We start from the raw sequence: 14,282 nt of genomic DNA, 5'->3' as shown, positions 1-14,282 counted from the left end.
CTATGACTACATTGCTCCAACAACGCCAAAGAGCGACTGATCAGTGGGAAAGCTTCTGTAATTGGATTACCAGCACCGAAAATCGACTGTATATCGGTTGGTTTGGAGTGCTAATGATTCCCCTGCTGGGTGTTTCTGCCTGTGTATTTATCATTGCCTTTATCGCCGCTCCACCGGTCGATATTGATGGAATTCGGGAGCCAGTATCAGGTTCCCTACTCTATGGCAACAACCTGATTAGCGCGGCGGTTGTGCCTTCATCGAACGCGATCGGCTTGCACTTCTACCCAGTTTGGGAAGCAGCAAGCATTGATGAGTGGCTCTATAACGGGGGTCCCTATCAAATGATTGGGGCACACTATATTCCCGCCCTTGCCTGCTATATGGGAAGACAGTGGGAACTCAGCTACCGTTTGGGAATGCGCCCCTGGATTTGTGTTGCCTACAGTGCGCCATTGATTTCAACCGCGTCTGTATTTTGGATTTATCCCATTGGACAAGGCAGTTTTTCCGATGGTTTACCAATGGGTATTAGCGGCACCTTTAACTTTATGTTTGTCTTCCAAGCAGAACATAATATCTTGATGCATCCCTTTCATATGTTGGGGGTAATTGGAGTTTTTGGTGGGTCATTATTCTGTGCAATGCATGGTAGTTTAGTCACTTCTAGTTTGGTGCGAGAGACTACGGAAGATGAGTCTGCGAATAATGGCTATAAGTTTGGGCAGGAAGATGAAACCTACAATATTGTGGCGGCTCATGGCTATTTTGGTCGGCTGATCTTTCAATACGCCAGCTTTAATAACAGCCGATCGCTGCACTTTTTCCTGGGTGCGTTTCCGGTTGTTTGCATTTGGTGTACGGCGCTTGGCATTTGCACCATGGGCTTCAACCTGAATGGCTTTAACTTCAACCAGTCTGTGTTAGACAGTCAGGGTAAGGTGGTCAATACCTGGGCAGATGTGCTGAATCGGGCGAATCTGGGGTTTGAAGTGATGCATGAACGCAATGCCCATAATTTCCCCCTGGATCTCGCCGGAGCAGACGCAGTTCCAGTGGCGTTACGCGCTCCTGAGATCGCGGGTTAAACGCCGCCAATCAAGTGTCGAAGGGTAGACTCTAACCGATTGTGTTAATCAGCGTTCTCCATCCCGGAGGACGCTTTTTGTTGTAGTGCAGAGTGCGGAGTGCGGAGGAGAGCAGTTTTTTTAGAACCCCGAACCCCAAAACCCAAAACCCGAACCTCAAACCCCAAACTATCTACCCAGCGGAAGATGTCATTTTGTAAAACTACTCATCGTCTTTATCAGTTCTTTATTTTTTCTGCTTATTCTACATTGCATCCCCTAAACCTCTGATATCCCTTGCAGAGCCTGTTTAGAGGTTCTCTGAAATCCTTAACCTCAATTTTTAACCTCCGCCGTTCCTTGCAGCTCGCATCATAAGGAGAGTCTAAATGTCCATCAGTCCTCCGGAGAGAGGACAACGGGTAAAAGTGACCGTTGATCGCGATCCAGTTCCCACCTCATTTGAGCCGTGGGCTAAACCTGGACACTTCGATCGCACCCTTGCCCGTGGTCCTAAAACCACCACCTGGATTTGGAATCTACATGCCAATGCCCATGATTTTGACACGCACACTAGTGATTTAGAAGATGTTTCCCGCAAAATCTTCTCGGCTCACTTTGGGCATCTTGCCATCGTGTTTATCTGGCTCAGCGGCATGTATTTTCATGGGGCTAAGTTTTCTAATTACGAAGCCTGGATGAACAATCCGACAGGCATTAAACCCAGCGCCCAAGTTGTTTGGGATATCTTTGGGCAAGATATTCTAAATGCTGATGTGGGCGGCGGCTTCCACGGAATCCAGATTACGTCTGGATTATTTTACATGTGGCGCGCTGCTGGTTTTACCAACTCATTTCAACTCTATTGCACCGCGATCGGTGGCTTAGTGATGGCAGCCCTCATGCTATTTGCAGGCTGGTTTCACTACCACAAAAGCGCACCCAAACTGGAGTGGTTCCGGAATTGGGAATCGATGATGAATCACCACCTGGCAGGGTTGCTGGGCTGTGGTTCGTTGGGCTGGGCGGGTCACCAGATCCATGTTGCCTTGCCGACCAATGAGCTGTTGGATCGGGGTGTTGCTATTCAGGACATTCCCTTGCCCCACGAGTTCATTCTCAATAAGCAACTAATGGCGGATATTTATCCCAGTTTTGCCAAAGGGCTGGCTCCTTTCTTCACGCTCAACTGGGGGGCTTACTCAGATTTCCTCACTTTTAAGGGAGGGCTGAACCCCGTTACGGGCGGTCTTTGGTTAACCGATACTGCCCATCACCATTTGGCGATCGCGGTTTTGTTCATCATTGCTGGTCACTTTTATCGCACCAACTGGGGCATCGGTCATAGTTTCAGAGAGTTACTGGATGATGCCAGAACCCCCAAAATGTTTCCGTTGTTCAATTTCATTGGACCAAGGGGGCATCAGGGTCTCGACAAAATCTTTGAAACCTCCTGGCACGCGAATCTATCGATTCACTTGGTGCAGTTCGGCACAGCCAGCCTGCTGGTGGCGCATCATATGTATGCCATGCCGCCCTATCCCTACTTGGCAACAGACTATGCCACCGTGACTTCTCTGTTCACCCATCATGTCTGGATTGCGGGCTTCTGTATTGTAGGAGGAGCGGCTCACGCAGCCATTTTCATGGTGCGGGATTACAACCCGGTTGACCATGTGAACAACGTACTAGACCGGACGCTACGGCACCGGGATGCAATCATTTCTCACCTTGCCTGGGTGTGTCAGTTTTTGGGATTCCACAGCTTTGCGATGTACTGTCACAACGACACGATGCGGGCATTTGGACGACCCCAAGATATGTTCTCAGATACAGGCATTCAGTTGCAGCCCGTGTTTGCCCAATGGATACAGCATATTCACACTGGGGCGATCGGGGCATTGCAAGCAGCAGCCCCCTTGGGTGACAGCTTTGGCGGAGCGCACAATATTGCTCTTTCGGGTTTGGGAGTCACGGCTCCCGGCATTGGCGCACCCGTAAGCTATGCCTGGGGCGGTGGTGTCGTAGCGGTGGCTGGCAAGGTAGCAATGATGCCGATTCCGCTAGGAACTGCCGATTTCATGATTCACCACATCCATGCTTTCACAATTCATGTCACGGTTTTAGTGCTGTTGAAAGGGGTGCTGTTTGCCCGCAGTTCGCGCCTAGTTCCTGATAAAGCAAATTTGGGATTCCGCTTTCCTTGCGATGGACCCGGACGCGGCGGCACCTGTCAGGTTTCTGCGTGGGATCATGTATTTCTCGGCTTGTTCTGGATGTATAACTCCCTGTCGATGGTGATTTTCCACTTCTTCTGGAAGATGCAATCCGATGTATGGGGGACGGTGAATGCGGATGGCACGATATCCCATATTACGGGGGGTAACTTTGCCACCTCTTCCATCACAAATAACGGCTGGCTGCGAGACTTTCTCTGGGCACAGTCGAGCCAAGTGATTACCTCCTATAACTCGGCGCTGTCAGCCTATGGGTTGATGTTCTTAGCTGGACACTTTGTCTTTGGATTTAGCTTGATGTTCTTGTTTAGTGGTCGGGGCTACTGGCAGGAATTGATTGAGTCCATTGTTTGGGCGCACAACAAGCTCAAGATTACGACCACAATTCAACCCCGTGCCCTCAGTATCACTCATGGACGAGCGGTGGGTGTGGCGCATTACTTGTTAGGCGGAATTGTGACGACTTGGGCATTTTTCCTGGCTCGAACGGTGGCTCTGGGATGACCTCGATCGCTCCATGCAACACTCAATATCCAATACTCAACCCGATATGAATTATGGCGACTAAATTTCCTAAATTCAGCCAAGATCTGGCAAGCGATCCAACGACGAGGCGAATCTTCTACGCGATCGCCACGGCACACGACTTTGAAACCCACGATGGGATGACCGAAGAGAATCTTTACCAAAAGATTTTCGCCTCCCATTTTGGACATCTAGCGATTATTTTTCTGTGGGCATCGGGCACGCAATTTCATGTCGCATGGCAGGGCAACTTTGAACAATGGGTCAAAGATCCACTGACCGTTAAACCCATTGCCCACGCGATTTGGGATGCTCAGTTTGGTCCACCCGCGATCGAAGCCTATACCCAAGCGGGTGCCCGAAATCCAGTGGATCTCTGTTATTCCGGGGTGTATCACTGGTGGTACACGATCGGAATGCGAACCACCAATGATTTGTTTGTCGGTGCGCTCTTTTTGATGTTGCTGGCATCGGTGTTTCTGTTTGCAGGTGTGCTGCATCTCCAACCCCGCTTTCGTCCCAGTCTCGGCTGGTTCAAAAATGCTGAATCCCGTCTGAATCATCATTTGGCAGGCTTGTTTGGGGTTAGCTCCCTCGCCTGGACAGGGCACCTCGTCCATGTCGCCATTCCCGAATCACGGGGACAGCATGTTGGCTGGGATAATTTCCTCTCTATGCCACCCCACCCCGCTGGACTAGCGCCTTTTTTCACGGGGAATTGGATGGCTTATGCGGAAAATCCTGATACAGCGAATCATGTTTTTGGCACGGCGCAAGGGGCGGGAACTGCCATCCTCACTTTCTTGGGTGGCTTTCATCCTCAAACCGAGTCGCTTTGGCTGACGGATATGGCGCATCATCACTTGGCGATCGCGGTTATCTTCATCATTGCCGGACACATGTACCGCACCCATTGGGGCATCGGGCATAACATCAAAGAAATGCTGGAGGCGCTCCAAGGACCCGGTTGGAAAGGCTTTTTTATTGCTCCCAAAACAGGACGTGGACATCAAGGCATTTACGACACCTATAACAACTCCTTGCATTTCCAACTCGGTTGGCACCTAGCATGTTTAGGCGTAATCACATCGCTGGTCGCGCAGCACATGTATTCCATGCCGCCCTACGCCTTCATCTCGAAAGATTTCACGACCACGGCAGCGCTCTACACCCATCATCAATACATCGCCGGATTTCTGATGGTGGGCGCGTTTTCTCACGGAGCAATCTTCTTGGTGCGGGATTATGACCCCCAACTCAACCGGGACAATGTGTTGGCACGAATGCTTGCCCACAAAGAGGCGCTGATCTCTCACCTGAGTTGGGTGTCGATGTTCCTCGGCTTCCATACCCTCGGTCTCTATGTTCACAACGATGTTGAGGTTGCTTTTGGTGCCGCAGATAAGCAAATCTTGATTGAACCAGTGTTTGCTCAGTTCATTCAAGCCTCCCATGGCAAGTTGCTGTATGGCTTCAATACGCTCCTATCGAATCCAGATAGTGTGGCGACTACGGCTTGGCCCAATTATGCCAATGTTTGGCTACCGGGCTGGTTGGATGCGATCAACAATGGCACGAACTCATTGTTCCTAACGATTGGACCCGGTGACTTATTAGTCCATCACGCGATCGCCCTAGGTCTCCATGTCACTACCTTGATTCTAGTCAAAGGGGCACTGGATGCCCGTGGTTCCAAGCTAATGCCCGACAAAAAGGATTTTGGCTATGCCTTCCCCTGTGATGGACCAGGGCGCGGCGGCACCTGCGATATTTCTGCCTGGGATTCCTCTTACCTAGCAATCTTTTGGATGCTCAACACCATGGGCTGGATCACCTTTTACTGGCACTGGAAGCATCTAGCAATTTGGTCAGGCAATGTCGCCCAATTTAATGAAGGCTCCACCTATCTGATGGGCTGGTTCCGAGATTATCTTTGGCTCTATTCAGGTCCCTTAGTCAATGGCTATAACCCTTATGGCACCAGTAGTTTAGCCGTTTGGGCATGGATGTTCTTGTTTGGTCATCTTGCGTGGGCAGTCAGCTTTATGTTCCTGATTACCTGGCGTGGCTATTGGCAAGAATTGATCGAAACCCTGCTCTGGGCACATGAAAGCACCCCATTATCGTTTGGCTATCCCAAAGATAAACCCGTAGCATTGTCGATTGTGCAAGCTCGACTTGTGGGGCTGACTCACTTCACAGTGGGTTATGTCGCCACCTACGGCGCATTTTTAATCGGCGCAACTGCAAGCAAATTTGGGTAGCGTCGCCTCAAGTTTGGCTAGCGAATGTTGAGACTCTCCTCTCTCTCAGAAACTAGCTAATAGTCCTAGTGCCATCGCTAGGACTTTTCTTATCTTCTATTGCAGGACACTTCTATGAGCTATACCACTAACGAAACAGACTGGGTTAAACCTTATAAAGGAGATCCCTTTCTGGGTAACTTATCGACTCCAATCAATGACTCGCCCTTAGTAAAAGCCTTTATCAGAAACTTACCCGCCTACCGCCCAGGATTGACTCCCTTTATCCGGGGATTGGAAATTGGCATGGCACACGGATATTTTCTGATTGGTCCTGAGATTGTGGTGGGACCCTTGCGAGAAACGGCTCATGGTGCGAACTTGAGTGGTTTAATTACGACGGTTTATATCACTGCTTTAGCCTGTTTAGGCATTTCTTTGTTCGCCCTAACCACATTTCAAGGCAATCCCAAAGGTGCCTACAGTCGCTATTCGCAAGATGATTTGAGACCATTGAGAACGAAGGAAGAATGGTTCCAATTGAATAGTGGAGTTTTTCTAGGATCGATGGGCGGAGCGGTGTTTGCCTATTTCTTGCTAGAAAACTTTGGGTTTTTAGATGCCAGTTTGCGCGGAGCCGTTAACATCCAGTAACGCCAGTTTGGGCGATCGCGCGATCGCCCCATTCCGATATCGCATCATGATTCGCGCGATCTCGATATCAATATCGACATTTCACAATTCAAACTGAAATTTATTTAGGAGAGTGATCATGGTAGACCTGACTCAACTCACGGGTGCCTATTCAGCCTCGTGGCTACCCTGGATTATGATTCCACTGGTTTTTTATATTTTGCCGTTTCCAGTGATTGCAATGGTGTTTTTGTGGATCGAAAAAGAGGCTCCCGAAGAAGAATCTAGTACAGAAGCTTGACTATCAAAACTTTAACTATTAAGGAAGATCAAACATGCAAGATATGCTGAATCGGGTGATTAATCACTACGATGTGACCGATCGCTTTTTAGATACCGCCGCGATCGCCACTCTCGCCAACTACCTAGACACCGGTAGCACACGAGTTGAAGTGGTCGCCGTGATTAATGCCAACGCCGTAGAAATTGTTCGAGAAGCCGCCAGACAACTATTTGAAGAATTGCCCTATCTTATCCAGCCCGGTGGCAACGCCTATACTACTCGTCGTCACAGTATGTATCTGCGGGACATGAATTACTTCCTGCGCTATGCTTCCTATGCTCTGCTGACCGGAGATACTAGCATCCTGGATGAGCGCTTGCTGGCTGGGCTACGAGACACCTTTAACTCCCTTGGCATTCCCCTAGGGGTAACGGCTCGGAGTGTGCAACTGATGAAGGAGCGAGTGCATCAAAAACTGGTAGCGGCACAGCTAAGCAATTCTACCTTTGTCGATGAACCGTTTGATTACATTATTCGCGAATTGAGCGAACGCAACGTTTAACTCAGCACAATTCAATATTCGATTTAGCACTTGATATATCTTGCATCTCAACAAGATTGTTTTTGAGTGCTAAATTTATTTTTAAATCAGTTTTTAGATAAATTATTTTGATCTCTTTAATGAGTTTCATCTCTTTATCAGTTCTTCATTTTTTTGATTTAATCTTAATTTTCATCAGCCTGATTGCTATCACTTTATTAGAGATGGCAGTCAAAGCCTAAATAAACCTGATTACAACCTTATAAATCAGTTTTAATCACAAAATTTCGATTATTCAGTTAGGTGAATACTGTAAGGAGATTTGAATTGCATGTCACAGTCCAGCAGTGAGATTGTGTCTGGTCGTGATTCCGCTCGTCCGGCAACAATTACAAGCCCTTTAGTCAACCGAAAAACGCCTTCCCAACTCTGGCAGCAATTTTGCGCCTGGGTGACCAGCACCGATAACCGTATCTATATTGGCTGGTTTGGAATGTTGATGATTCCAACGATGGCAACTGCTGCCACTACCTTTATCATTGCGTTTATTGCGGCTCCACCCGTTGATATGGCTGGAATGGGAACTCCCATTACGGGTTCATTATTGGATGGAAATAACCTGATGACAGCGGCAGTTGTGCCTACTTCTGCTGCGATCGGGCTACATTTTTATCCAATCTGGGAGGCGGCTTCCGTGGATGAGTGGTTATATAACGGCGGTCCCTATCAATTGATAGTGTTGCATTTCGTGATTGGGCTTATTGCTTACCAGGATCGAGAGTGGGAGTTAAGTTATCGCTTAGGAATGCGCCCCTGGATTTCTCTAGCGTTTACGGCTCCCGTGGCAGCGGCACTATCAGTCCTCCTAATCTATCCGATTGGGCAAGGTGGTTTTTCGGCGGGAATGCCCTTGGGAGTTTCTGGAACCTTCACATTTATGATGCGGTTTCAGGCAGACCACAACATTTTGATGAATCCGCTCCATCAATTTGGTGTAGTCGGAGTTTTTGGGGGCGCTTTTTGTAGTGCAGTGCATGGGTCGCTAGTGACCTCAACTTTCGTTCGTAAGACAGGCGACGATGAATCGATCAACGTTGGCTATCGGTTCGGACAAAAGGAGGAAACCTATCGCTTTGATGCTGCCCAAAGTTATCAACATCGAACCTGGGGGCGATATTTAACCTTTCCTGACTCGCGATCGCTGCACTTTGTCTTAGCTGCCTTACCGGTAGCAGGCATTTGGTCAGCCGCTTTGGGAGTCGATATTTCTGGGTTAGATTTTCACCCGCGTAATCTAGATCAACCAGCGCTGCATAGCAATGGTCGAGGGGTTCCAACGTGGGCAGATCGAATCACTCAGATTAATTTAGGGCTGCAAGCGGTCACTGAATCGCGATCGCCAGAGTTTTTCTTGGAAAGCCAGCAACTTCCCCCAGACTGGGTTGCTGGGGAATCGGTGCCCGTGACCTTTCGCTAGTGACCTGTCGCTAGATTTGATTAACAAGTAGTCCATTTCAGTAGTAAATTCCCAGGAGAAGCCCGATGAGTATTGTGACTGAATTGATTCTCAATGCCGATAGTGAAGCTCGATACCCGGCTCCTAAAGAAATTCGGATTTTTCAGGACTTTTTGAAGACTGGAGAGCAGCGAATTCGTATTGCTAAACTGCTGGCAGAAAACGAACAGCGAATTGTGCAAAACGGCAGTGCTAAGTTCTGGGAGCGAGTTCCTGTGACCCCCAGCAATAGTGGGAATCCCCGCAAAACCGCGTCCTGTCAGCGCGATCAAGGATGGTATGTTCGCTTAATCGCCTACTCGATTTTGGCGGGCAGCGAAAAACCGTTGGAAGAGATCGGCACGGTGGGCATTAAGGAGATGTACAACTCACTAGAAATTCCGCTGCGAAACATTGTTGAATGTATGCGCTGTTTAAAAGAGGAAGCGGTGTCTTTGATGAGTGCCGAAGATGCGGTTGAAGTGGCTCCCTATTTTGATTACATCATTCGATCGCTGTCCTAAATCATTTTAGATGTGTGATTTTGGATTGCTGAGCGGTATGCGATCGCTACCCTCTTCAATCAACTTGAAATCAACTTGAAATTGACTCGAAATTGAACCTTAAGGAGATTCACAATGCAAGATGCGATTACCACATTGATTAACTCTTCTGATACTCAAGGTAAGTATTTGGATGATGCTGGGTTAGAGAAGCTACAAAACTACTTTCGGAGTGGCGAATTACGGGCAAAAGCAGCCACTAATATCAGCGGGAATGCGAGTACTTTAGTAACCCAAGCAGTAGCGCGATCGCTGATGTATACCGACATCACCGCTCCTGGTGGCAACATGTATACTTGCCGCCGCTATGCCGCTTGCATTCGCGATTTAGACTACTTCTTGCGCTATGCAACCTACGCCATGTTAGCAGGTGATCCATCGATTTTAGATGAGCGCGTTTTGAATGGATTACGGGAAACTTACAACTCGTTAGGCGTTCCTGTTAGCGCCACCATTCGGGCAGTGCAGTCCATGAAAGATGTGGTGACGGATTTGTTAGGCGCGGATGCTGGCAAAGAAATGGGCGTTTACCTGGATTACATTGCTGCTGGCTTAAGCTAACTATCAAAGGCACCTATTTGCTATGAGCATTATCACCCGAACGATCGCGATCGCCGATCTTGAAGCACGGTATCTCACCATTGGAGAACTGCATACCATCCGCGACTTCTTTGCAGAGGGGCAGCAACGTCTCCGAATTGCCAAAATTCTGGCGGCAAATAGTCAAACGATCATTAATACTGGCACCCAGCGATTTTGGGAACGCCGCCCCATAACGCCTAGCAACAGCGGTAACCCAACCTATCGCGCTTCTTGTATCCGCGACCAAGGTTGGTATATTCGCTTGGTAACCTATGCGCTAGTTGAGGGAGATACCAAAATCATTGAATCTGTGGGTATTCGAGGAGCAAAGGAGATGTATATCTCTCTAGGAATTCCATTGGAAAACCTAGTGGAATGTATGCAGTGTCTCAAAGAATCGGCTTTGATTCTCTTATCTCTAGATGATGCTAAGGTGGTGGCTCCTTATTTTGACTATGTCATTACTGGACTCACGCCCTAGCACAGAACCAACCCATTTTTGTAGGTTAGATTGAATAGTCTATAAATTCAATGAGCCTTAAAACTTTTGTTTTTAAGACTTTATCTAACCTACAAAATCAAGTTTTAGTAGGAAACTTAGCCATGGCTGAGCAGCTTGTTAATTTAACTGCGCTCATTGTGATTGAAGAGATTGAACTAGTTTTGGATGAGTCAGAAAACCCGCTATATCGACAACTATTTTTGATTCCAGATCTCCATCAAGAACTAGTTGCTTATGTATTAAGTCGGGTTCGCAATCGGTATGGAGTGGTTGACACGACTGATGAATCACGCAGGGTCAAGCCTTTAACCGTTTGCTTAGAAGAACGTCTAAAAATCCACGATTTGGCGTTTCAGGGAATTCACTCTATTTTGCAACTTCATCGAGATTTGCTCGATCGCCCCAGAAGCCTATCGCCATCGGCAGTGGACTGGTCAAAAGCTACGCCTGTGAGCTAGATAGGCTGATCGAATCGTTCCACACTATTCCCAACGGGAGTGATTTAGAGTCATGAGTATTTTTATCAGCAGCGGTAGCCCAGTGGCAAATCCGCAACGATATCACACCTTACCAACAATCGCACTTTCGCAAGCGGAGCAGCAAGACCGCTGGCTGAAACAGAGTGAATTAAATAAGTTGCTGGACTTCTTTCGTTCCGGCGAAAAGCTGTTGGAAATTGCTGAAACCTTAAGTCAAAATGCCGAGGCGATCGTCTCGGCGGCAGGAAACCGAATTTTTGTTTGGGGCGCACCGCTGATCTATTTAGAGCCATTGCCCAATCGCGTGAATTTGCCAGGGCATAACAGTTGGGCATGGCAACGGAGGCGACCTACGCCCATAGGGAGCGCGTTGCCACAGAAGTTTAGACATACCGAATCCGGTACTAAACGGGAGGCTACTGCCAAAAATAGCTGGCTGGAAGGACTACAACTTGCGATCGCAAAAGACTTTGACCCCGTTCCCGATAAGTTTCATCGGATCAATGTGTTGCGCTATGGCGTTCGCAACATGAAAAAGTCGATGCGCGATATTTCCTGGTTTTTGCGCTATGTAATTTATGCGATCGTCGCAGGCGATTCCAGCATTCTGGCAGTGAATGTGCGGGGATTGCGGGGGGTAATTCCAGAGAACGTGACAGCGGCTACGGTCGTGGCAATTCAAACGCTGAAGTGGAAAAGTTTGAGCTACTTTAAGCACGATCCAGCAGCCCAAGAGATTATTCGTCAGCACTTTGATGTGTTGATTGCCGAATATCAAACGGAAAGTCCTACCGGCCTTGTGCGTCAAGGCGTTTCTCTCGATCAGCAAGGGTTACAGTTGCCAGAAACCTATAAGCTGACCAACCTACGTCCTAAATTCGTCATCAGACCTGGAATGGCGGTGACAGAACAGCAAGACGCGATCAAAGCCGCCTATCGACAAGTGTTTGAACGCGATATGACCCGCGCCTATGGCGTGAGCTTGGGCGATCTCGAATCCCAGGTAAAAAGCGGGCAAGTCTCCACCAAAGAGTTTATCCGTCGATTAGGCAAATCTCGCCTCTATCGCCAGGAGTTTTACGAGCCGTTCACCATCAGTCGCGTGATTGAATTAGCAGTCCGCCACTTTTTGGGACGCGGGTTGTATTCGATTGAAGAATTTCAAACCTACTTTGATGTCATCACTCACGGGGGCTTGGCAGCCCTGATTGATGCGCTAGTGGATTCTCAAGAGTACAGCGATTACTTTGGCGAAGAGACGATTCCCTATCTGCGAGGCTTGGGTCAGGAAGCGCAGGAATGCCGCAATTGGGGAACACAGCTTGCATTGTTTAACTTTAGTGCAGCGGCGCAAAAAGTCCCTCAATTTATTACGCTATTTGGCAGCTATCGTCAGCCTATGCCCGACCAGCATCCCTATGGGGTGGGCAATGATCCGTTGGAAATTCAGTTTGGCGCGATCTTTCCTCAGTCTAATCATGCACCCACTGAACATCCGGCATTTTTCAACAATGATCATCGTCGCATCTTGATTGGTTGCGGGACTGGCAATGGGGATGCTCACGCCTTGGGCAGGGTGCCGGGTTCGATCGCCACTCGATTGCTCAAATTCAGCGTCAATCATTCCGGGAATTCAACCCAAACTCCCAACCTCAACGTCTCTCTGCACTCCTCTGAAGCCGTCATTTTGGGCGCTTATCGGCAGGTGTTTGGCGGCGATGTTTACGCGGGTCAACGGCTAATCGCAGCGGAAACGAAGCTGAAAAGTGGAGAGATTACACTGCGGGAATTTATCCGACAGTTGGGTAAATCGCGGCTGTTTCGGAAACAGGCTTGGGAATCGCTCTATGTCACCAAGGCGATCGAGTATATCCATCGCCGCTTGCTCGGACGACCCACCTACGGGCGTGAGGAACTGAGTCGATATTATGACCTCTGCGCTCGTCAAGGCTTCTATGCCCTGATCGATGCCCTGATCGATAGTGCGGAATACAGCGAGGTGTTTGGCGAAGATACGGTGCCCTATGAACGCTATGTCACCCCTAGAGGCTTGGCACTGCGATCGCCCACAGGCTCCAGTGACTCTTGGCAAAACGGCTTTGCGGGTTCCACTCGCCGTCCGGCAGAATCGATTCCATCGGTAGCTCCGGCGATCGAGGTCTCTGAAGGCGGTAGAGCTTGGGCTTGGATGATGCAAGTGGCAAGTCAGCGATCGCGTTCACAAAACGGGCACAACGGGCATAACGGGCACAATAACTTCCAGTTGCCGCCTTCACCCGCTGCCGTGGTTGCCGAACTGATGAGCCAGGTGCCAGAAGAACCAGTTTCGGATACGCCACAGCCATCGGATACGCCACAGCCAACCGAGGTGTTAACATGACCCCCCTAAATCCCCGATCCACTGAAACTGGATCAGGTGAGCGATCGCAGGCAGAAACCCCGCTGATGTTGCACTCTCAACGGCGCAAATTGCAGGGATTAGGAGCCGCCTTGAGAAAATGGCTGAGGCAACCGTTAGCGTTACCCAATCGCAATCCGCGCGATCCCCGTAAGCGCGATCGCCAGAGCAATCGCCGCATGATTGGACGGCTGTATTTTGGCTGGTTTGGGGGGGTGCAATTGTTTTACAGTCGGGAGAATGAGCCATGAGCCTGGTCAAACAGCTAATTGAAACTGCCGATAACGAGGTGCGCTATCCCACGGCAGGGGAAATTTGGATGATGCAAAACTTTTGCAAATCAGGAGAACAGCGCATCCAAATTGCCAATAAGTTGGCAAGCAATGAACGCTATCTGGTGGAGCGAGGTAGCCAGAGATTTTGGCAGCGTTGCCCGATTACTCCCAGTAACAGTGGCAACATCCGCAAAACTAATTCCTGTCAGCGGGATCAGGGCTGGTATATCCGCCTGGTTGCTTACTGTGTGTTGGCTGGCAACCAACAACCCCTCGAAGAGATTGGGACGATCGGCATGAAGGAGATGTATCGATCGCTGAATATTCCCATTGCAAACTGGGCGGAGGCAATGCGCTGTATTAAAGCAGAAGTGATTGTCCTGTTAGGGGAAGCCGATGCCGCCACTGTTACGCCCTACTTTGACCATATTATTGATACCTTTTCTCAGGGAATTTAAT

The 14,282-nt window shown here is 49.0% G+C and carries 14 protein-coding genes; all 14 read left to right on the top strand.

The features are described from left to right. The first annotated feature begins 2 nt into the window (after window positions 1–2). The 14 genes from psbA to apcD (AC1S5B_RS08080) all read left to right on the top strand — a co-directional run bounded on the left by psbA (window position 3) and on the right by apcD (AC1S5B_RS08080) (window position 14,281). Window positions 3–1,088 carry a photosystem II q(b) protein gene (psbA, locus tag AC1S5B_RS08145; protein ID WP_482035176.1) on the top strand — a complete coding sequence of 362 codons (1,086 nt, stop codon included), beginning with the start codon at window positions 3–5 and terminating at the stop codon, window positions 1,086–1,088. Between the two features lie 368 nt (window positions 1,089–1,456). Then, the gene (gene psaA, locus AC1S5B_RS08140) at window positions 1,457–3,808 is read left to right on the top strand and encodes a photosystem I core protein PsaA (protein WP_482035175.1); all 2,352 of its coding nucleotides are present in this window, start codon (window positions 1,457–1,459) and stop codon (window positions 3,806–3,808) included. Window positions 3,809–3,861: 53 nt separating this feature from the next. Further along, window positions 3,862–6,093 carry a photosystem I core protein PsaB gene (gene psaB / locus AC1S5B_RS08135; RefSeq protein WP_482035174.1) on the top strand — a complete coding sequence of 744 codons (2,232 nt, stop codon included), beginning with the start codon at window positions 3,862–3,864 and terminating at the stop codon, window positions 6,091–6,093. A gap of 114 nt (window positions 6,094–6,207) precedes the next feature. Then, window positions 6,208–6,726 (top strand): photosystem I reaction center subunit XI, encoded by a 519-nt coding sequence (locus tag AC1S5B_RS08130; protein WP_482035173.1) that lies wholly within the window; start codon window positions 6,208–6,210, stop codon window positions 6,724–6,726. Between the two features lie 118 nt (window positions 6,727–6,844). Further along, window positions 6,845–7,006: a photosystem I reaction center subunit VIII gene (gene psaI, locus AC1S5B_RS08125; RefSeq protein ID WP_482035172.1), complete on the top strand. Its 162-nt coding sequence runs from the start codon at window positions 6,845–6,847 to the stop codon at window positions 7,004–7,006. Window positions 7,007–7,040: 34 nt separating this feature from the next. Further along, a complete protein-coding gene (locus AC1S5B_RS08120) occupies window positions 7,041–7,550 on the top strand; it encodes an allophycocyanin subunit beta (protein ID WP_482035171.1) in 510 nt (169 codons plus the stop codon). 310 nt (window positions 7,551–7,860) lie between these two features. After that, the gene (locus AC1S5B_RS08115; RefSeq protein ID WP_482035170.1) at window positions 7,861–9,006 is read left to right on the top strand and encodes a photosystem II q(b) protein; all 1,146 of its coding nucleotides are present in this window, start codon (window positions 7,861–7,863) and stop codon (window positions 9,004–9,006) included. 65 nt (window positions 9,007–9,071) lie between these two features. Continuing rightward, entirely contained in the window at window positions 9,072–9,548 is a 477-nt protein-coding gene (apcD, locus tag AC1S5B_RS08110) for an allophycocyanin subunit alpha-B (protein ID WP_482035169.1), read from the top strand. Window positions 9,549–9,662: 114 nt separating this feature from the next. Further along, a complete protein-coding gene (locus tag AC1S5B_RS08105) occupies window positions 9,663–10,148 on the top strand; it encodes a globin family protein (protein WP_482035168.1) in 486 nt (161 codons plus the stop codon). A 22-nt stretch (window positions 10,149–10,170) separates the two neighbouring features. After that, window positions 10,171–10,650 carry an allophycocyanin subunit alpha-B gene (gene apcD, locus AC1S5B_RS08100; RefSeq protein ID WP_482035167.1) on the top strand — a complete coding sequence of 160 codons (480 nt, stop codon included), beginning with the start codon at window positions 10,171–10,173 and terminating at the stop codon, window positions 10,648–10,650. 122 nt (window positions 10,651–10,772) lie between these two features. After that, on the top strand, window positions 10,773–11,129 hold the full coding sequence (locus AC1S5B_RS08095; protein ID WP_482035166.1) for a hypothetical protein: 357 nt from the start codon (window positions 10,773–10,775) through the stop codon (window positions 11,127–11,129). Between the two features lie 52 nt (window positions 11,130–11,181). Then, on the top strand, window positions 11,182–13,530 hold the full coding sequence (locus tag AC1S5B_RS08090; protein ID WP_482035165.1) for a phycobilisome rod-core linker polypeptide: 2,349 nt from the start codon (window positions 11,182–11,184) through the stop codon (window positions 13,528–13,530). Then, window positions 13,527–13,799 (top strand): hypothetical protein, encoded by a 273-nt coding sequence (locus AC1S5B_RS08085; protein WP_482035164.1) that lies wholly within the window; start codon window positions 13,527–13,529, stop codon window positions 13,797–13,799. The genes AC1S5B_RS08090 and AC1S5B_RS08085 overlap by 4 nt, the downstream gene beginning before the upstream one ends. Beyond that, complete coding sequence (gene apcD / locus AC1S5B_RS08080) at window positions 13,796–14,281, top strand: allophycocyanin subunit alpha-B (protein WP_482035163.1); 486 nt, start codon at window positions 13,796–13,798, stop codon at window positions 14,279–14,281. The genes AC1S5B_RS08085 and apcD (AC1S5B_RS08080) overlap by 4 nt, the downstream gene beginning before the upstream one ends. The last annotated feature ends 1 nt before the right edge of the window (window position 14,282 follow it).

It is taken from the genome of Leptolyngbya sp. CALU 1928, assembly GCF_056784215.1.
Note: the sequence above shows the minus strand (reverse complement) of the source record. Positions and strands in the feature narration are given on the sequence as shown.

Coding starts and splice junctions, on each gene's coding strand:
- psaA (WP_482035175.1), top strand. CDS start 1,457: ATGTCCATCAGTCCTCCGGAGAGAGGACAACGGGTAAAAGTGACCGTT.
- AC1S5B_RS08090 (WP_482035165.1), top strand. CDS start 11,182: ATGAGTATTTTTATCAGCAGCGGTAGCCCAGTGGCAAATCCGCAACGA.
- psaB (WP_482035174.1), top strand. CDS start 3,862: ATGGCGACTAAATTTCCTAAATTCAGCCAAGATCTGGCAAGCGATCCA.
- apcD (WP_482035167.1), top strand. CDS start 10,171: ATGAGCATTATCACCCGAACGATCGCGATCGCCGATCTTGAAGCACGG.
- AC1S5B_RS08115 (WP_482035170.1), top strand. CDS start 7,861: ATGTCACAGTCCAGCAGTGAGATTGTGTCTGGTCGTGATTCCGCTCGT.
- AC1S5B_RS08085 (WP_482035164.1), top strand. CDS start 13,527: ATGACCCCCCTAAATCCCCGATCCACTGAAACTGGATCAGGTGAGCGA.
- apcD (WP_482035163.1), top strand. CDS start 13,796: ATGAGCCTGGTCAAACAGCTAATTGAAACTGCCGATAACGAGGTGCGC.
- AC1S5B_RS08120 (WP_482035171.1), top strand. CDS start 7,041: ATGCAAGATATGCTGAATCGGGTGATTAATCACTACGATGTGACCGAT.
- apcD (WP_482035169.1), top strand. CDS start 9,072: ATGAGTATTGTGACTGAATTGATTCTCAATGCCGATAGTGAAGCTCGA.
- AC1S5B_RS08130 (WP_482035173.1), top strand. CDS start 6,208: ATGAGCTATACCACTAACGAAACAGACTGGGTTAAACCTTATAAAGGA.
- AC1S5B_RS08095 (WP_482035166.1), top strand. CDS start 10,773: ATGGCTGAGCAGCTTGTTAATTTAACTGCGCTCATTGTGATTGAAGAG.
- AC1S5B_RS08105 (WP_482035168.1), top strand. CDS start 9,663: ATGCAAGATGCGATTACCACATTGATTAACTCTTCTGATACTCAAGGT.
- psaI (WP_482035172.1), top strand. CDS start 6,845: ATGGTAGACCTGACTCAACTCACGGGTGCCTATTCAGCCTCGTGGCTA.
- psbA (WP_482035176.1), top strand. CDS start 3: ATGACTACATTGCTCCAACAACGCCAAAGAGCGACTGATCAGTGGGAA.